This window comes from Rhodanobacter humi (assembly GCF_041107455.1).
GTDB lineage: Bacteria > Pseudomonadota > Gammaproteobacteria > Xanthomonadales > Rhodanobacteraceae > Rhodanobacter_A.
On sequence record NZ_JBGBPY010000001.1, the window covers coordinates 4,054,139 to 4,072,200 of the forward strand.

Here is an 18,062-nt window from a genome sequence, read left to right on the forward strand (position 1 = left end):
CCGGTGGCGAGCGCCAAGATGCGGAGCACCTGCCTGTGAAACCAAGGGTGACGAACAGCGCAACGGGTAGCCATGACATCCTCCACCGCGACTGGGTTCCGGAGGCGACATGGTGCGGTCCCCGGTGCACGCTTGATTGCAGCGTGGCATGCGCCGGTGTGAGGGCATTTGATGCTTGTCAAATGAAACGCAGCAGGCGCACGGCGCTAAACGGTATGCAACAGCGACCCGCCTCTCAGTGGCAGGCAGAGGTGTTGAGCCAGTCGGCCATATCCGCGCAGAGGCCGGGGCCAAATATATGGACCTTGGGTAGGGTGATTAGGAAGGGTTATCGAGGGTAGGGGAGTCCATCACGCCCCAATGCATCCGACGTGGGCATATGCCGGAAGGGGGGGCGATGGTAAGCGGAGGTGCGTCGCATTGACGCGCCCGCTCGCATCGGGTCGCCCGTGTCGGATTAGGTATGCGATTTGATCATCGCTTTTGCTTGAGAAGCGTGGTCGCGAGGTTCGACAGCTGAGCGAGGATGTTGCTGGTGTCCTCGTCTTTTTCCGCGGGCGTGCCCATGGTGTCGGAGAACAGACTCCTGGCCACCTCAGTCTTGACCTCTTCGGCCTTCTTCGGGTCGAGCAACGCAAGGTATGGCTCGATGGTTGTCAGGATATGCTGCCGACGACGGTTGAGCACCTCGTTGTTGCGGTGCCGGCTGGATTCCTTGGCCAGATAAACTGCAGGCGCAAACAGCACAAGGGAGAAGGGCAGGCGGTATAGCGCCTTTTGCCAGTCAACGGTGTAACCACCGACCAACTGGCCAACATGCCAGAGTTCAGGCAAAAACAGCACCGTAGCTGCTACAACCATCAGACCGATCGCCAGCCGCCGGTAGATGTTGGCGCTAGCCTTCTCTTCATTGGCATAGGTGGCGTACGCGCCTGCTTGTGCCGTGTTGACCACTGATCCAAGCACCTTGCCTGCCTGGTCTTCATAGTCGGTCAGGACAACGAGTCCCGCGGCATACTTCTTCGCGAGTTCGGAGAACGCCTCATCGGCCTTGGCCTGTTGGGTTTCCTGCCATTTGTCGTAGCGTTCTGCGCGCGACGCCTCGGCCTGCGTAAAGGTCTGTGTGAAGGCCGACATCTGGGTTTGGAACTGGCCTTCGAGTGCGGTCATGCGCTCGATGAGTTTATCGATGGCGAGGTTCGCCTCCACTGAACGGGCGTCGACCTTTCCGACCTCTTTACCTAGGACTTCGAGCTGAGCAGAAGCGTTTCGGTGCCAGTCGGCCACGTACTTGCTAAGCGACGCTGCTGCAGCGACGACCGCGGGCGGACTGACAGCAGGCAGCGTAGACGCGTATCGCTGGACGTGGGCGGCAAGCGCGTCTACCTGCGCGTTGGCGTTGCGAAGGTGGCCTACATTGCCGTTGCTGAGGAATGCCTGCACCTCGCCCAAGGCCGCTTGCGCGGATGCCTGCATGTTGCCAAGCACTTCGAGGTTCCCAATTTCCGGGTCGACTGCTTCCAATGTGGAGACCAGTTGGGCGACGACTTTCTGGAATCGGGCAAGTTCCTCGGCATCGGCCAGTGGTGCACCGTCGGGAACGGCAGCGCCAGCCACCGTACTTGTAAGTGATTGCCAGGAACCGTGGAAGGCGTGGGTACTGTATTGATCGGTCCAGCGTGACATCGCACATTTCCTTGTGTTTGGTGGCACCGATAGTATGGCCGCAAATAGCGGTGCTCAAATCCCTGTCCGCGATACAGGCGAGTTACTGGCCAATCGTGCGGCTGGCCTGCCGCCACCACGCGCTTCTCGTTCCGCCGCAGTTCTGGCTCACGCCCCAGTCAAAGCAGCGCTGAAACGGCTCCAGTCTGAATCCACAATCGGTTCGTTGAGACCACGGCGCCCTGCTTGCAAGGACGGAGTGGCGTGTTGCCGATACCCAACGGTTTGCCCGTGTTATCGGGGGTAGGGCGCGCTGGCCGGGATCTGACGTACGCAAGGGCTGCGAAGGCGTATTGCGGACGATCGCACACGAAGACGTAAAGCGCCTAAGGATTCGTAACTTCCGCCATTCAGGCCTATGATTCGGCCGTTGGAGCGGTGCGGAAGGACAGGGGCCATGGGAATCTCTATCGAGGCGATTGTCAGCACCAAGCTTGGGCTGGCATCGCACCAGAATGCCGTGCCGCTGCTGCGGCAACTGACCATCACGAGCAACGATCAAGCAGGTCTCGACGACCTGACCTTGGAGCTCGAGCCAAGCCTACCGTTCGCAGCTGCGAAGACGTGGCGTATCGACAGACTTGGCCCTGATTCCTCGATAACGATCGCCGATCGTGATGTCGATCTGAAAGATGGCTACCTGGCGGATCTGACTGAGGGGATGCATGCGTCGGTACACGTCCGCCTCTGCTCGGGGAACACCGTTGTCGCCGAACGTCGCTTCCCGGTCGAATTACTTGCTCGGAACCAGTGGGGTGGCGCTGGCAGCATGCCGGAGCTTCTGGCCGCATTTTGCATGCCCAACGACCCCGCAGTCGACAAGGTGCTCAAAAGCACGTCGGATGTCTTGCGTCGGGCGGGGCGACCTGACGGCATTGACGGGTATAAGGAGGGCTCACGTCAGCGCGCCTGGGAACTGGCTTCCGGTGTTTGGTCTGCCGTATGCGGCTACCAGATCAGCTATGTATTGCCTCCGGCGAGCTTCGAGCAGGAGGGGCAAAAAATCCGCTCTCCATCGCAGGTACTCGATAACAGAGTTGGTACCTGTCTGGATACCGCACTCCTGTTTGCTGCTGCCTTGGAACAGGCTGGCCTCAATCCCATCCTGCTGTTGACTAAGGGGCATGCATTCACAGGGGTATGGCTACAGCCGCAGGAGTTTGCCCAAGTCCTCAATGAAGATGCCTCATCGGTGCGCAAGCGGATCGAACTTCAGGAGCTGCTGGTTTTCGAGACCACCTTGGCCACGCAGTCGCCCCCGCCAGGATTCAGCCATGCGGTAGATGTCGCCAAGCGGCAGCTGACTGACGACGATTTCGTGATGGCTATCGACTTGCGCCGAGCCCGTATGCAGAAGGTACGGCCACTTACCGTGACTGCAAAGGCTGCTGAGGACACACATGACGAGCAAGCTGCGAAGGTCAGCGAAGCTCTGGAATCGGCTCCCGAACTGCCTGCGTTTGACGTCGAGGTCGAAGATGAACCTGCCACCGCAGCAAACAAGCTGGAGCTGTGGCAACGCAAGCTACTCGACCTAACAACCCGAAACCGCCTCCTGCACTTGCCTGAAAGCGCCAAGGCAATTCGCCTAGTCTGCCCAGATCCGGCAGGGCTCGAGGACATCCTTGCTGCCAACAGGAGCGTACGGATCGCCTCCATGCCTGACCTCGAAATGGGCGGCCGGGACAGCAGCATCTATGAAAAGCGCAATCGTGAAAGCCTCGAAGAAGAAGCTTCTCGACAGGCTATGGCACGCAATGAGGTGCTCTCCCGCATGGAGAAGGGCAGACTCGATGCTGCTCTCGTCGATCTTTACCGCAAGGCCCGTTCTGATCTCGAAGAAGGTGGCTCCAATACGCTCTTCCTCGCCATCGGTTTCCTGCGCTGGAAGAAGGCCGAAGACGATCCCAAGAGCTACTTTGCCCCCTTGATTCTTTTACCAGTGAAGTTGGAACGCCGCAGTGTGCTGTCCGGCGTGAAGATGTCCATGCTGGATGATGAGCCGCGGTTCAATCTGACACTCCTGGAGCTGCTGCGCCACGACTTCCAGCTCACCATCTCCGGTCTGAGCGGCGACCTGCCGACGGACGAAAGCGGCATTGATGTCGAAGGGATCTGGAATATCGTGCGGCGCGCGGTGCGCGATATGCCCGGCTTCGAGGTCACTACCGACGTCGCTCTGGGGACGTTCTCGTTCTCGAAGTACCTGATGTGGCGCGATCTGATCGACCGCTCCGAACAGCTGATGCAGAACGACGTGGTGCGGCATTTGCTGCAGCACAAACTTGGCGGATCCGTGCTGGAGTCCGTGGGCGAGTTCCCCGAGCCAAAAGACTTGGATGACACCGTCGAACCCGGCGAGCTGTTCACTCCGCTCCCGGCCGACTCATCGCAATTGGCCGCCGTAGTCGCATCCGCCAAGGGTCACAGTTTTGTGCTGGATGGACCGCCGGGTACGGGGAAGTCGCAGACCATCGCCAATATGATCGCGCACAACCTCGCGTTAGGGCGGCGCGTTTTGTTCGTGGCCGAGAAGATGGCCGCACTTGATGTCGTGAAACGGCGCCTGGAAGAGAGGGGTATCGGCCAGTTCTGTCTGGAACTGCATTCGAGCAAGTCCACCAAAATGCACGTGCTTCAGCAACTGGACCGCGCATGGACGTCTCGAGACACCCTGACGGAAGCGGATTGGGATGCGCAAGCCGAAAAGGTCCGATCACTCCGGGATCGCCTCAACGAAGTGGTGCAGGTGCTCCATAGGCGCTGGCCGAACGGTTGGTCGATACATGAGGCCATCGGTCGCGTCGTAAAGGATGCCGCACCGACCACTCCTCGACTTTCATGGCCAGAAGATACGGAGCATGACGCTGCTCAAATGGAGCGTTTGCGGGAAGTTGCCAGGCGCTTGGATCTAAACCGAGGCGCCGCCGGCGGCGTCGGCACACGAATGACGCTAGTGGTTCGAACCGAATGGTCCAATGCCTGGCAGGACGCCCTAGTAGGGGCGGCTCGTCAGGTCCTCGTCGCACTCAAGGTGTGCGATGAGGCCTGCGCACTGGTCGTACAGAAAACTGGGCTTTCGGTTGCCGGTTCGACGCCAGCGGCCGGCAAACTGCTTGAGTTTGTCCGCCTTCTGCCAGACGCGCATGGCGTGGATCTGCGTTTCGCTTTCTCGCCAACATTGAAAGCAATTCGCGAAGCGGCTCAACAGGCGGCATCGCTGCTGGAGGACTACAAAGGGTTGGAGAGGCGCTTATCTCAAGCCTATGCGCCGGAGGCTGTCCGTCACATCAAGGTCGATAGGCTGAGAAGTGAATGGACTGAGGCCTCCGGTAAGTTTTGGTTCCTTGCTTCGCTGGCCAAGAAGAGAGTGGCCAAGTCGCTCGCCGGAACTGCAGGCACGTCTGCTCCGCCAAACGTGGATGCTGACCTTCCCTTGCTTGCGGCCATGAAGGATGTCGTGGCCAAGATTGACGCCCTGGACCGAGAGCTTCAGGGCGTCCCGGGGTGGTCCGCTTTGAATTCCGATGTTACGCGCATGGCGCTCGCGACCCAATTGGCGGAGAACCTTCGTTCGAATCTCATGCCGCTGGCCAGTTCACCTGAGCAGCTGGTGAAGCTACGCCACGAGACGCAAAAGCTAGTGGTTGACGGAAATGACCTGTTAGCGCCGGAGGGCCACATCGCCGAGGCCATTGGTCAGCTCGCGGGTCGGTATAAAGCTCTATTCGATGCAACCCAGCAGTTTGGCAAGGCTGCGGGGAGCGAGATTGACCTCCATAAGCAGGTACCGGAACTCTTCGCCAACGCCCAAACCGTCGTTGGGAACGAGAAAGCTCTGCATGCCTGGTGCAGCTGGCGTCGCGTACGCCAAGAAGCTGTCGCGTGCGGACTACAGCCGCTCGTTGAGGCGGTAGAGCAGGGCACGCTCTCTGAGGACTCGATTGCCCACACTTTCGAGATAGCGTATGCCCGCTGGTTTGCTTCCAAGGTGATCGATGCGGAGGCGCTTCTGCGCCACTTCGTGCCAGCCGAACATCAAAGCGACATCGACGCATATACCGCTGCTGTGGATGAGTTGGGCGAACTCACATCGGCCTACATCCGCGCCAAGCTTTCGGGCAACATCCCGGACAAGAATGGTGTTACGAAGCGGAGCGGCTTCGGCATTCTCAAGCATGAGCTACAAAAGCAGCGCCGCCACAAGCCGGTCCGCCAGTTAGCCCAAGAGATGGGACATGACTTCACGGCCCTGGCACCGTGCATGCTGATGAGCCCGTTGTCTATCGCTCAGTACCTGCCTACCGATCACGATTTGTTTGACCTGGTCATTTTCGATGAGGCCTCCCAAATCGCCCCGTGGGACGCCGTTGGATCCATCGCCCGCGGCAAGCAAGTGGTCATCGCCGGTGATCCACGACAAATGCCACCCACCAGCTTTTTCAACCGTGGTGCAGGCGCCGGCGAGGATGATACCGATGAGGATCTGGAGAGCATTCTTGAAGAATGCATCGGTGCAGGCGTGCCGCAACATAGCCTGACCTGGCATTACCGTAGTCGGCACGAAAGCCTTATCACGTTCTCCAATTACCGCTACTACGGCGGCAGCTTGATCACCTTTCCAGCGGCTGACACGCGCCCGAGTGCCGTCTCCTGGCACAAGGTCGATGGCATCTATGTGCAGGGAAAGGGTGGGCGACGGAATCAGATTGAGGCCAAAGCTATCGTGGCGGAGGTGGTCAGGCGGCTCAAAGACCCCGAATTCATCGCATCCTGCCAGTCCGTCGGCATCATCACTCTCAATGCAGAGCAGCAACAGCTGGTGGAGGATCTTCTCGACCAGGCAAGGCGCGACAACCCTGAAATCGAGCCGTTCTTCAAGGACGACCTGGCCGAACCCGTCGTGGTCAAGAACCTAGAAACCATGCAGGGCGACGAGCGTGATTTGATCATCCTGGGTATCGGGTTTGGCCCTACCGAGCCGGGTGCCAACGTGATGTCCATGAATTTCGGGCCGCTCAATCGCGAAGGCGGTTGGCGCCGTTTGAACGTGGCCGTGACACGTGCGCGCCGCGAGATGATGGTCTTCACGTCGTTCGATCCCTCGATGATCGATTTCAACCGCACGTCAGCAAAGGCGGTACACGATCTACGTCACTTCATCGAGTTTGCCCACCAGGGGCCGAAAGCCATCACAGCCGCTGTGCGCGGCTCAGTGGGAGATTACGACTCACCGTTTGAGCAGTATGTCGCCGAAGGTCTCCGAGCAAAGGGCTGGGAAACCTATCCTCAGATTGGTGTATCGCGCTTCCGCATTGATCTAGGCGTCGTGCACCCGGATCGACCGGGCGACTATCTAGTCGGCGTCGAGTGCGATGGCGCGACGTACCACAGCGCTGCGACGGCGCGCGATCGCGACAAGGTTCGTAGCGAGATCCTGCGCGGCCTCGGCTGGCAGCTGGTACGAATCTGGTCGACGGAGTGGTGGGTTGATCGTGACGGCGCTCTGGAGCGGCTGCATGGGGCCATCAGCACCGAACTCGAGAATCAACGCCATAGGGCGGCTGAGTTGCAGCAAGCCCGAGAGATCGAAGCCGCAGCTGCAGCGAAAGCCATGGAGGCCGAAGGTGCCGTAATTGCGGAGCGGGACGCGGAATTTGATCAGGAAACTGAGGACTCACCCTCCCGAGACGAGGTGATCGCAGATGACGAGGGTGGTCAGGATTTCGAACCTGCGCGTTTGGTTGCGCGTGGTCCGAGCAGCGGAGGGGAAGAAGCCATAAAGCGGGTCTACCGTATGGCCGATCTCTCCAGCCTTGAACCCTCGCTGCAGCCGACCAGCTTCCATGATCCTTCCTACGACTCCACGCTTCACAGGTGCATTCGCGAAGTTCTGGAGCAAGAAGCTCCAATTCTGGACAAGGTGCTCGTGGATCGCGTGGCTCGCGCACATGGATTCAAGCGGTCCGGCCGTCTCATTTCCGAGCGTGTCCTCGAGTTGGCGGAACGGCACTTCCACTTCCAGCCTGACCCCGAGCCAGAGCGTGGATATTTCGTGTGGCTGGCCGCTGACGATCCTGAGCGCTGGAATACCTACCGAGTACCTGAGCGAGAGGAGGACGTTCGCTTCATCGAAGAACTGGCGCCTGAGGAAATTTTTGCGGCGTCTCGATCAATCCGAAGAACGGATGCTGTCGTTGAAATTGCGAGGGCTTTCGGTATCCGAAGGCTTTCGGCATCAGCCAGAGGCCGCATTGGCATGGTGCTCGACTCGAGTGGTGATCGCTAGACAACGCCATCCCAACCCTTCGTCCACCACCAAGGCTCCGGCGCGGGCGAGAAAGTCACGGTGAGGCCTGCCCAATGCGGTGGCGTCTCATTTGCAGTATGCGGGCTGGGCACACCGCGCCCAAGAGGTCATCGGATTCCTGTCCAAGGGGAACACCATGTCAAAAGGATTCTCGGCAGAAGCGTTGGCGGGCCCCATCCGCAATCGACGCCTTCAAGCGATGGACGACGTCACCGCCTCCGGTCTGATCATTGGCGAAAGCCACGACAATCCGCATGGGCGCGGACTGGCGGCCAATTTGATCGCTGCAGGGCGGGTGAATGATTTGTTCCTCGAGGTGGCGGACATGCCCTTGGCGATGGCGTTTGACTCGAATCCGCCTGCCGGGGGGCACGCAAGCGTGGGGGCGTGGTTGAACAGTCTGGCCGGCACCGACATCCGTACGAACGCGCACTGGTGCCGATTTAAGGAGGAGTGGAGCCTCGGCCTCTTTAGGTACGATCGTCACGAGCAACGTCCCGGAGGGAATCCAGCCACTGTGGTGCGGTTGATCGAAATGGCGGTGCAACGGGGTGTGCGCGTTCACTTGGTCGATGACGAATGCACCCTGCAAGGTCGGGGGAACCAGATGGCGGTTCGTAACAAGACCATGGCCAAGAACATCAAGGCAGCTACCGCCAGAAACCCCTCGCACACTGGCTGCCTGTTTCTCGTAGGCGAAAATCACACCACGAGTGCTGAATTGACCGGTTTGAACATGCGTGTGATGACTGGCGTCGAGCGCGCGCCGTAAGGGACAACTGTCGTTTCCCCTTTAACTACGTCGCCTTGCGGACTGGAATGAATCCGACGTCCCGTTGGTGCGCCAGATGATCAACAAGGGGCTGAGCGAGAGGTGCTCCTTGCGCGTGGTGGGCATGAGCGCCAGCGCGTACCGCTACCAGGCGCAGCCAGACCGCGACGTGGTGCTGCGACGACGGATCGTGGAGCTGGCGCAGCGCCACAAGCGCTACGGCGTGGGGATGATCCACCTGAAGCTTCGGCAGGAGGGCGGCGAGCCGGTGAACTACAAGCGTGTGGAGCGGTTGTATCGGGAGGAGCGGCTGCAGGTGCGTCGGCGCAAGCGGAAGAAGGTGCCGGTGAGCGAGCGGCAACCGCTGTGTCGTCCATCGGCGCCCAACGAAGTGTGGTCCATGGATTTCGTGTTCGATCGCACCGCCGACGCCCGCGTCCTCAAGTGCCTGACCATCGTCGACGACGCCACGCATGAGTCGGTGGGCATCGAGGTCGAACGAGCCATCTCCGGTATCGGCGTGACGCGCGTGCTGGATCGCCTGGGGCTCATTCGCGGCTTGCCCAAGACGATCCGCACCGACAACGGCAAGGAGTTCTGCGGCAAGGCGATGGTCGGCTGGGCGCACGAGCGCGGCGTGCAGTCACACCTGATCGAACTGGGCAAGCCGAACCAGAATGCCTACATCGAATCGTTCAACGGTCGCCTGCGCGATGTGTGCCTCAACAAACACTGGTTTCCAAGCCTGCTGCTCGCCCGCACCGAGATCGAACGCCGGCGGCGCGAGTTCAACGAGGAGCGACCGAAGAAGGCGTTGGGCGGGCTGACACCCGCCGCCTACGCGAAGCAGTTAACGTTGGCCTTCGTCAACCGGGAACTCCGCGCGCGTGGACAACCAGCTGGATCCTAGCCGCCTACACGCTACTCTATCCGGGTTGGCGCCACCACGGTAGGGAGCTTCGCAGCCTACTCCTGTAGGTGAGGGGGCAGAACAGCGATCTATCTAGGCCATCTGTGTATACTTGGCCGATACCATCCTGTGATCGTTATCCAGATGCCGAACCCGGTCAGCACAGCAGAGTTTGGGTCTTCGATAGTTGCAGTGGGGGACATCAATCCCGCCATTTTTTCGGCGGATTGGCTTTTCCACAACCAGCTGATTGGAGATGGCGACCGTGACGCTGCGATCAAGTCGCCAGCGACGGTCGTTTCACATCAAGCTACGGTTTGCGAAACAGATTGGTTTCGCCTTCAGGCGTTGCCGAATCAATTAGCTATAGCAAGTAAAAACGCATTAAGCCCTGCTCTAAGGGATCTCGCAGAGGGCATATTTCTCCTCCTTCCTCACATGCCTGTTACCGCAATAGGTTTTAATTTTCACGGGCATTATCAGGTTTCAAACGAAGCAGATTGGCATAAAGTGGGAGATACGCTGGCACCTAAGGCTATCTGGAAAGAGATCTTTCCTGAAGGAGACTACTATGTCGGTTTAGCCAATCTCCAAGTAAAAGCAACGCACGGATCGCGGGGGGATGCATTGAATTCTGCTACCGACGGGATCACCATTCAGGTTATGCCATCAGGCTTGGTCAAGCCTGGTGTGTTTTTGACACTGAATGATCATCGAGGATCCCTCACGTCCGAAATTGGCGAGAAGAACCCTGCTGAGAAAGCTGCCGCACTGGTGGCGGCGGAATGGGATCAGACTTGGGATTTTGCAACAAGGACGTTCGAGGCTTTGCTAAACAAGACCATAGCTTACGAAGGATCGTAAGATGCAGCTTGCGACTTTTGCAGAGAATAGGCCTATCGGTACTACCACGCAGCAATTTGAGGCGCGTCCGTTTGGAGTGCCTAAGGTGCGTGCGTTAGAAGCAGATGAGACATTTCCGACGAATCTTGCTTCGTCGGAGAAGATGACGACGATTACGAAGCATTGGACGATTGAGCGACCAATACTAACTGCGTCATTGCATCGCGAAGAAGGCGACTCAGCCTCCCTTATTCAAGTATGGGAGGGCACAGTTCAGGAGATTCTGCCAAATGGCGAAGTCATGCGGGTACTTCTGAGATCAAAAATGGGAGGCTCCGTCGACCATTTTGCCGACATCGATTTCGAATGGGTTAGCCCTCAAGATCGCGATCTCGTTAAGCCAGGTGCGGTTTTTTACCTAAGCCTGTATAAGGAACGTCGACCGAGTGGCTCGATTAAAAACTCGGAAGAGCTTAGATTCCGGCGACTGCCCGCGTGGACGCGCCGAGATGCAATGCTTATCAGAAGTGAGGCGCAAGCCTTACTCCAAAAGGGTGTTATCAAGCCGGAAGCGCCTTGATGGACTACGGTGTAGCACCAGCCCAGGACGAGATCGAAGTATCTGTTTTCGGGCCTGGCTTCGGCGAATCCATTGCAGTCCATATGGGTGACGGCGCGTGGCTGCTTGTTGACTCTTGCATAGAGGCTGGAACACGCAAGCCTGCCACACAGAATTATTTGCACGCGATTAACGTACCCCAGTCTGGGGTTAAAGTGATCCTCGCTTCGCACTGGCATGACGACCATGTACGCGGGATTTCAGAGTTGGCGCGAGCCTATCCAGAGGCCGAGTTCCATATGTCTGATACGTTTAATCGCGAGGAGGCATTGGCACTCCTTGCAGCACACAGCGGTCGCGTCGTCAACTCTAGTCGCGGAACACAAGAGCTGTATACGGTCATTCAAGAGCGATCAAATGTCTTCTACGTCAAGAAGCGATCCATAATCTTTGAATCTGCAGCTGGACAATCCTTTGCACGAGTGACTGCGCTTTCGCCGGTGCCTTTCGCGTTTCAGCAGTTTGTGAATGACTTGGCTCAATTCCTTCCGGCGGCCAGTGGTGGAAATCCAATCAACAACGTTGTACCCCTTAAGCCCAATCTCGAAGCAGTTGCCGTACATATCGATCTGGGGCATGACGCAATCCTGTTGGGATCAGACTTAGAGAATCACGTTAAGTTTGGATGGCAAGCTGTAGTAGCAGACTCATGGGTGGCGACACGGAAAAAGGCAACGGCATTGAAAGTTGCTCATCATGGATCTGCAACAGGTGATCACCCGAGCGTGTGGACCACATTGCTCGACAATGGCCCTGTAGCGGCTTTGACGCCCTACAACCGTGGATCAAAATTACCAACTCAACAGGACGTGATTCGGCTCAAGACTCAAGCCTCAGAGGCGTTTATCTCCTCCGATGCAAGCAGGAGGCCGCAATTACCGGCGACGCAATTAAAGCGGTTACAAGACATGGCTAAGAACATTCAGCCGGTGAACAATGGCTTTGGGTGCGTACGAATGCGTCGCAGAACTGGTGAGACCTCTTGGCGAGTCGAGTGCTTCGGCAATGCAAGACCACTTTGAAGTGGTACTCATCTCGCGGCATCTTGAACGAATGACCACCTCCCACTCTCCCCCCAGCTATGAGTCCTCAAGAAGGCGCGCAGCTGGATTGCTCGCCGCGCCACCCGCCTGAAAATACCCCACCACGCTGGACACCGCTCGGTGTTCGGTCATCGCCATGATCGCCGGCAACGCCACGCCCTGACGGCTGGCTTCGGTCACGAAGCCCGAGCGCAGGCTGTGCCCCCCGAAATCCCCCTCCAACCCGGCCAACCGCGCCCGCCGCTGCACCAGCTCGCCCACCGCCGCCGGGGAGAGAGCCGGGCCAACCCGGTCCTTCCACAGCCGCCGAAAGATCGCCCCTTCGGAGATCCCGCTTGCGGCCAGCCACGCCTCAAGTGCTTCGGCGGCCCGATCGAGCACCGGCTTGTCCGGCGTCGAGGTCGCCGTGACGCCACCTTGCTGGGTCTTGCTGTGCTCGCGACGTCCCCCCGGTTTTGAGTAGCGGGTCGGTTTAGAGTCCGGAGTTACTTTAACTGCTTCGCGTAGGCGGCTGGTGTCAGCCCGCCCAGCGCCTTCTTCGGTCGCTCCTCGTTGTATTCCCGCCGCCAGCGTTCGATCTCGGTGCGGGCGTGCAGCAGGCTGGGAAACCAGTGTTCGTTGAGGCATTCGTCGCGCAGGCGGCCGTTGAACGATTCGATGTAGGCGTTCTGGTTCGGCTTGCCCGGTTCGATCAGGCGCAGCTGCACACCGCGCTCGTGCGCCCAGGCGACCATCGCCTTGCCGCAAAACTCCTTGCCGTTGTCGGTGCGGATCGTCTTGGGCAGGCCGCGAATGAGCCCCAGGCGATCCAGCACGCGCGTCACGCCGATACCGGAGATGGCTCGTTCGACCTCGATGCCCACCGATTCATGGGTGGCGTCGTCGACGATGGTCAGGCACTTGAGGACGCGAGCGTCGGCGGTGCGATCGAACACGAAATCCATGGACCACACTTCGTTGGGCGCCGATGGACGACACAGCGGTTGCCGCTCGCTCACCGGCACCTTCTTCCGCTTGCGCCGACGCACCTGCAGCCGCTCCTCCCGATACAACCGCTCCACACGCTTGTAGTTCACCGGCTCGCTGCCCTCCTGCCGAAGCTTCAGGTGGATCATCCCCACGCCGTAGCGCTTGTGTCGCTGCGCCAGCTCCACGATCCGTCGTCGCAGCGCCACGTTGCGGTCTGGCTGCGCCTGATAGCGGTACGCGCTGGCGCTCATCCCCACGATACGCAACGCGCACCGCTCGCTCAGCCCCTTGTCGATCATCTGGCGCACCAACGCGCGTCGGGCCGGTGCGCCTACGGTTTTTTTCGCAGGACGTCCCGGATGACCTCGTTCTCGAGCATCTGCTCGGCCAGCAGCTTCTTCAGCCGCGTGTTCTCCGTTTCCAGCTCCTTCAGGCGCTTGGCGTCCGGCACGCTCATGCCGCCGAACTTGCTGCGCCACAGGTAGTAGGAGGCCTCGCTGAAGCCGTGCTTGCGGCACAGCTCCTTGATCGGCAGGCCGGCGTCCGCCTCACGCAGGAAGCCGATGATCTGTTCTTCGGTAAACCGCTTCTTCACGTCCAACCTCCTTCGGATGGGGGATTGGACTCCAAACCGCGGTGCTACTCAAAACCGGGGGGACGTCGCTCGAGGCGGTAAATGTACGCCTGCGGTCCGATCCGGCGCAGGTCGCGCAGATCCGCCGCGGCGATCTCGCTGCGCCGGCGGCCGCCGCTGGCGAAACCGAAGCAGAGTAGGGCGCGATCGCGGATCCCTTCCAGACTGTCGTCGCAGGTGGCCAGCATCGCCTCCAACTCGGCCAGGGTGATCGCGGTCTTTTTGCGGGGCCGCACGCCGCGCTTCACGGCGGCCCGGGCGGCGCGGCTGAGCACCGTGCGGATCGCCGGCTGTTCACACGGGTTGGGCACTTGCTTGAGCCGGTGCGCGGTCGACAGCACCGCGACCCGATGGCGCACCGACGCCAACGTCCACGGGCCCAGCTTGGCCTTGAGGCCGGCGGCCACCAGCACCTGATCCACGGCCACCGGCAGCTCCCAAGCGAGCTCGCCCCCGGCCGAGCGCCGCACGACATGGTCGACCACGAATTGCAGCACGGTGGCTTCCGGCACCGGTAGCGCCAGCTCAATGCCGTAGCGTGCCGCGTGCCAGCCGGCCCAGTAGCGCAGGGCACTGGCGTAGCTGCGCGTGGTATTGGCCGCGGCCGCTTCCGCGAGCAGTTCGCGCACGGCATCCGCGGCCTGCCGGGCCAGCTGGATCGGCAGCGTCAGGCTGGAGGCCGGTTGGGCGAGGGCGGGAATAGGTAAAATATCTTTCATACTATGTAATGTATACTACGAAATAGGGCATCTAGCCACGATAATCATCACTTATCGCGAGTACGAAGCCAAGCGGGCAGGGCGCCGATCGAGGAGAGCATTTCATGCGCACAGGCATCACCCAGGACCAGGTCAACGCGGCCGCGGACGCGTTTGTCGCCGCCGGCGACAAACCGACCGTAGAAAAAGTGCGCGCGGCCTTGGGCACCGGCTCGCCGAACACGATCACGCGCATGCTGGACATGTGGCGCAGTGGCTTGGCGGAGCGCCTGCAGAACGTCCTGCAGCTCCCGGAACTCCCGGCGGAAGCGGGGCAGGCGATGACGGCACTGTGGCAGTTGGCGGTGGCCCATGCCGAACGCCTCCTCCAAGCCCGGCTGGCCGAAGATCGAGCCGCCCTTTCGGCCAATGAAGCCCGTCTCCACGAGGAACGTGTCCGTTGGACGGCCACCTTGGCCGAGGCCGAGACCACGGTGGCCCAAGCACGAACACGCCAAGAACTGGCCGAGCACGCCTGCGCCAACCTGGACAGTCAGCTCCGCGACAGCCACGCCCTGCGGGACGATTTGGTGCAACAGCGGGATCGACTGCAGGCGGTGGTCGATCGCGTCACCCGTGAGCTCGAGGCCCTCCAGGCCGACAAGGCCACCCGCCTCACCGCGTCAGAACAGGAGCAGGAACGCACGGCGGCACACCTTCGCGCCATCGAGGACCGGGCGCACCAGGAGGTGGATCGCGCCCGGCAAGAAACCAAACAGTGGCAGCAGCGCCTCGATGCCGCGGAGCGCGGGCATCGTGACGCGGTTCAAGGGCTTGAAGCGCGATACGAGGCGTCCCACCGACGGCTGCAGGATGCCGAGAAAGAAGTCGCGCACCTCTCGGGGCAAATCTCGGCGCTCGAAACGTCACTAGCGAAGGCCAGTCCTGTCCGGACAACGAAGCGACGTCCACGATCAGCCGGATCATCGAAGGCCGCCAAGGCGCGGAAGCCCACGTGATGCCCTCGCTTCAGGCGACCGCCGAGCAAGTTGCTGGCAACTTTATCCATCGTCTGGCGCCGGCATTCAGGCCACCAGCACACTTGGTCTGTCCGTCCGATGAGGCGGAGCAGATCTCGGACTAACACTTCAGAGTGCTCCCCCATCTAGGCTCGAGAGCCGACTGCGCAGCGCTGCAGTGGTCTAGAAACTTAGGCTGGAATTTTCCCGTTGCACAAGTTTGTTGGCAGTTGGCGCCGCTGGCATAAGTTTCCTGGCTGAAGTTGCATAAAACTTTGGTCGATTTGGCCTAAGTTTCTTGGTCGCATTCAACTGTGCAGCCAGCAGTCGCGCGGGTCACCAAACCAACAGGAAACTATGCCGCCCGCAGTACAAGGGAAGTGAACCCCTTCATTGTAATTTGACATAATATACAGTGGACACCGGATTATGGGTCGCTGTATCGCTGGCTGCGTAAGCCTTCGAACTGTGCAGATTCATTGCCAGTAGCAGGGTGATGGCGGACGCAATGTGCGCCATGCGCAGCCAGACTTTTTTTGCTTCCGGTGTGCGTGCGCGTTCTGCTTCGATCAGGGGTAGCCACTTGGCGATCGGTTCGCCCGTGGCCTTGCACATGCGTTCGATGCTGTCGGCTTCGGGGTGTCCGGTGCCGTTCCGCCATTTGCTGACGGCGGCTCGTCCGATGCCCAGTGATACCGCGCATGCATTGTCGGATTTGAGCGAGCACGAAACGCGGTATTTGTCAAGCAAAATAATTGTGCTGTTCATGTCCTCGACCCGTTGACGTTAATGTCTCCGGGCAGTATACATAGCCCCATGTCTCCGGGTCGGAGACTTAAAAGGGGCCAACCATGCACACTCTCTACCCGCTCGCCTGTTTCGGTTTCTCGTTGCTGGCGCTGCTCGTTCTGTACTCCGCTGCGCGTGTTGCTTTCGCGCTGGCGATCCTCTGCAACCGCCTGGGCGACGCGCTCGACGGTTCGTCCGTTCCTCCGGTGTTCGCATCGTCCTGCTCGGGCCATGGTCGGCCCCTTCCGTCCACCGGGCAGGGCGGTGCGGCTTTGCCGGGGGTGCGGTCGTGAGGCAGACGGCGCCGCTGACCGCTGACGAGAATGCCATCGATCTGGCGCTTCGTAAGCAACATCGTTCGCACGCCGATCAAGACCGCGCGCTGTCTGAATACCGTTTGGCCGTCCGTTCCGAGCGTGATCGCGCTCTGCGCTTGGAGCGTGTCGCGAATCTCCTGCTTGGGGAGGCTCCGGTATGAGTTTTCCTGACTGGTTGCGTTGTCAGATATGGCTTGCTGAGGTGGGTCTTTTCGTGGGCGTGGTTATCTCCTTCGTGCGGGAGAACCGTCGATGATGCCGCGTCCGTTCATGCGTCGTCCCCTGGGCGCCTTCCAACCATCGGACGCGATCTACCTGCGCGTGCCGCATTCCGGCGCTGCCATCGGCTGCACGGTGGATCAGGCTGTTGAGCGGCTTGCGACAAATGTAGCGCTGTCGCCGCGCCATGCCGGCCCGTCTAGTAACACGGGCCTAAACACCTCGATACCCTTCCATCTCTCCATTGATTACTGCACGTTGGTTTTCTCTGCTGAGAAAGGGGAGATGTGCGGACAGTCCACGCGCACCATTGTTGACTGGCTGTTTGGTCATGACTCGGGCCTGTACCCCACGGAGCTTCGCTCCAAGTTCTGGCAGTTCTACAAGCTCTCCGCGTACATCAACGATGCCGAGGGTAACTGTGTCGGTCGCATTGGTCGTGGTGGAAACGGTGACACGTGGTGTGTCTCTCTGACGGGTGCCGGGTGCCAGCGGGTTCTGAATTGGCACTGGGTTAAGGTGCAGGCCGGCTACCTCGACGCCCACATTTCGCGGCTCGATATCGCCCTGGACGATTTCGGCGCGGTGCTGCTCGGTGACATTCGCCAGATCAATGAGCTTGCCCGCACGGGTGGATTCGCGCCGGTGGGCTGCGGCAAGCCTCCCGTGACCTCGTTCCACGACGATCACGGGAGTGGAAAGGGGAGCACGGTGTATGTCGGTCTCAAGGGCCGAAAGCAGCTGTGCATCTACGAGAAAGGTAAGCAGCTGGGCGACCCGGAATCACCGTGGGTTCGCGTCGAGCTTCGGTTGTGGGCGGCTGACTCTGTGGTGCCTCTGGACGCTCTGACGCGTCCGCATGAGTTCATGCGCGGAGCGTATGCGGTGCTCGCGGATCGCGTGCCGATGTGTGACGAGGCGTCTAGGCCCGAGAAAAAGGCTCGCGAGGTTTCCGCGCACGCGGTCGCGGCTTGCCGTTTTCTTCGCGAGCAATGCGGGCCTCTCCTCAACCTCATGTGGCAGTGCCTGGGCGATCAGGCCGTCGAGTTTTTCCGTGAAGAGATTTTCCGCAACACGTTGCCCTCGCGCTTCAAGGGTTCAGGTCTGGACCATGAGTCGCTGCTCGGCGTGCTGCGCTACCAGCTGGGTTATGAGGTTCCGCCACCATTCTAGCCGGGTGGTTGGAATCGTTTAG

11 protein-coding genes and 3 pseudogenes are annotated in these 18,062 nt (G+C 60.1%); 9 read left to right on the top strand and 5 right to left on the bottom strand.

The genetic code is table 11. The features are described from left to right. Nucleotides 1-474 precede the first annotated feature (474 nt). Entirely contained in the window at nucleotides 475-1,686 is a 1,212-nt protein-coding gene (locus AB7878_RS18040; RefSeq protein WP_369495673.1) for a hypothetical protein, read from the bottom strand. Between the two features lie 436 nt (nucleotides 1,687-2,122). Between AB7878_RS18040 and proA the strand changes: the two genes are divergently transcribed. The 6 genes and pseudogenes from proA to AB7878_RS18070 all read left to right on the top strand — a co-directional run bounded on the left by proA (nucleotide 2,123) and on the right by AB7878_RS18070 (nucleotide 12,201). Further along, nucleotides 2,123-8,014: an anti-phage protein ProA gene (gene proA / locus AB7878_RS18045; protein WP_369495674.1), complete on the top strand. Its 5,892-nt coding sequence runs from the start codon at nucleotides 2,123-2,125 to the stop codon at nucleotides 8,012-8,014. Between the two features lie 157 nt (nucleotides 8,015-8,171). Then, nucleotides 8,172-8,807 (top strand): TraB/GumN family protein, encoded by a 636-nt coding sequence (locus AB7878_RS18050; RefSeq protein ID WP_369495675.1) that lies wholly within the window; start codon nucleotides 8,172-8,174, stop codon nucleotides 8,805-8,807. A gap of 64 nt (nucleotides 8,808-8,871) precedes the next feature. Next, nucleotides 8,872-9,717, top strand: a pseudogene (locus tag AB7878_RS18055) (IS3 family transposase); the annotation flags it as partial. A 129-nt stretch (nucleotides 9,718-9,846) separates the two neighbouring features. After that, nucleotides 9,847-10,581 (top strand): hypothetical protein, encoded by a 735-nt coding sequence (locus tag AB7878_RS18060; protein WP_369495676.1) that lies wholly within the window; start codon nucleotides 9,847-9,849, stop codon nucleotides 10,579-10,581. A 1-nt stretch (nucleotide 10,582) separates the two neighbouring features. Continuing rightward, entirely contained in the window at nucleotides 10,583-11,140 is a 558-nt protein-coding gene (locus AB7878_RS18065; RefSeq protein ID WP_369495677.1) for a hypothetical protein, read from the top strand. Further along, nucleotides 11,140-12,201, top strand: coding sequence for an MBL fold metallo-hydrolase (locus AB7878_RS18070; protein WP_369495678.1), 1,062 nt, complete (start codon nucleotides 11,140-11,142; stop codon nucleotides 12,199-12,201). The genes AB7878_RS18065 and AB7878_RS18070 overlap by 1 nt, the downstream gene beginning before the upstream one ends. 57 nt (nucleotides 12,202-12,258) lie before the next feature. Here AB7878_RS18070 and AB7878_RS18075 read toward each other — a convergent pair. From AB7878_RS18075 to AB7878_RS18085, 3 genes and pseudogenes are all read right to left on the bottom strand, one after another. Continuing rightward, a pseudogene (locus AB7878_RS18075) lies at nucleotides 12,259-12,666 on the bottom strand (tyrosine-type recombinase/integrase); the annotation flags it as partial. A 41-nt stretch (nucleotides 12,667-12,707) separates the two neighbouring features. Next, nucleotides 12,708-13,786, bottom strand: a protein-coding gene (locus AB7878_RS18080) for an IS3 family transposase (protein ID WP_439653755.1) whose coding sequence is annotated in 2 segments (ribosomal slippage) — nucleotides 12,708-13,528 and nucleotides 13,528-13,786 — 1,080 coding nt in all. Because the reading frame shifts where the segments join, the coding sequence is not laid out codon by codon here. A gap of 68 nt (nucleotides 13,787-13,854) precedes the next feature. Continuing rightward, nucleotides 13,855-14,544 (bottom strand): annotated as a pseudogene (locus tag AB7878_RS18085) (site-specific integrase); the annotation flags it as partial. A gap of 104 nt (nucleotides 14,545-14,648) precedes the next feature. Here AB7878_RS18085 and AB7878_RS18090 point away from each other — a divergent pair. Further along, nucleotides 14,649-15,542, top strand: coding sequence for a DNA-binding protein (locus AB7878_RS18090; RefSeq protein WP_369495679.1), 894 nt, complete (start codon nucleotides 14,649-14,651; stop codon nucleotides 15,540-15,542). 390 nt (nucleotides 15,543-15,932) lie between these two features. On the opposite strand, the gene AB7878_RS18095 is transcribed toward AB7878_RS18090, so the two are convergent. Then, nucleotides 15,933-16,310, bottom strand: a complete 378-nt coding sequence (locus AB7878_RS18095; RefSeq protein WP_369495680.1) for a helix-turn-helix domain-containing protein — start codon at nucleotides 16,308-16,310, stop codon at nucleotides 15,933-15,935. 83 nt (nucleotides 16,311-16,393) lie between these two features. Between AB7878_RS18095 and AB7878_RS18100 the strand changes: the two genes are divergently transcribed. Beyond that, entirely contained in the window at nucleotides 16,394-16,624 is a 231-nt protein-coding gene (locus AB7878_RS18100) for a hypothetical protein (RefSeq protein WP_369495681.1), read from the top strand. A 276-nt stretch (nucleotides 16,625-16,900) separates the two neighbouring features. Continuing rightward, nucleotides 16,901-18,040, top strand: coding sequence for a replication initiation factor domain-containing protein (locus AB7878_RS18105; protein ID WP_369495682.1), 1,140 nt, complete (start codon nucleotides 16,901-16,903; stop codon nucleotides 18,038-18,040). Nucleotides 18,041-18,062 lie beyond the last annotated feature (22 nt).

Bases quoted from the DNA above. Each gene is read 5' to 3' on its own strand.
- AB7878_RS18050 (WP_369495675.1), top strand. From the start codon at position 8,172: ATGTCAAAAGGATTCTCGGCAGAAGCGTTGGCGGGCCCCATCCGCAAT.
- AB7878_RS18100 (WP_369495681.1), top strand. From the start codon at position 16,394: ATGCACACTCTCTACCCGCTCGCCTGTTTCGGTTTCTCGTTGCTGGCG.
- proA (WP_369495674.1), top strand. From the start codon at position 2,123: ATGGGAATCTCTATCGAGGCGATTGTCAGCACCAAGCTTGGGCTGGCA.
- AB7878_RS18090 (WP_369495679.1), top strand. From the start codon at position 14,649: ATGCGCACAGGCATCACCCAGGACCAGGTCAACGCGGCCGCGGACGCG.
- AB7878_RS18070 (WP_369495678.1), top strand. From the start codon at position 11,140: ATGGACTACGGTGTAGCACCAGCCCAGGACGAGATCGAAGTATCTGTT.
- AB7878_RS18065 (WP_369495677.1), top strand. From the start codon at position 10,583: ATGCAGCTTGCGACTTTTGCAGAGAATAGGCCTATCGGTACTACCACG.
- AB7878_RS18095 (WP_369495680.1), bottom strand. From the start codon at position 16,310: ATGAACAGCACAATTATTTTGCTTGACAAATACCGCGTTTCGTGCTCG.
- AB7878_RS18105 (WP_369495682.1), top strand. From the start codon at position 16,901: ATGATGCCGCGTCCGTTCATGCGTCGTCCCCTGGGCGCCTTCCAACCA.
- AB7878_RS18040 (WP_369495673.1), bottom strand. From the start codon at position 1,686: ATGTCACGCTGGACCGATCAATACAGTACCCACGCCTTCCACGGTTCC.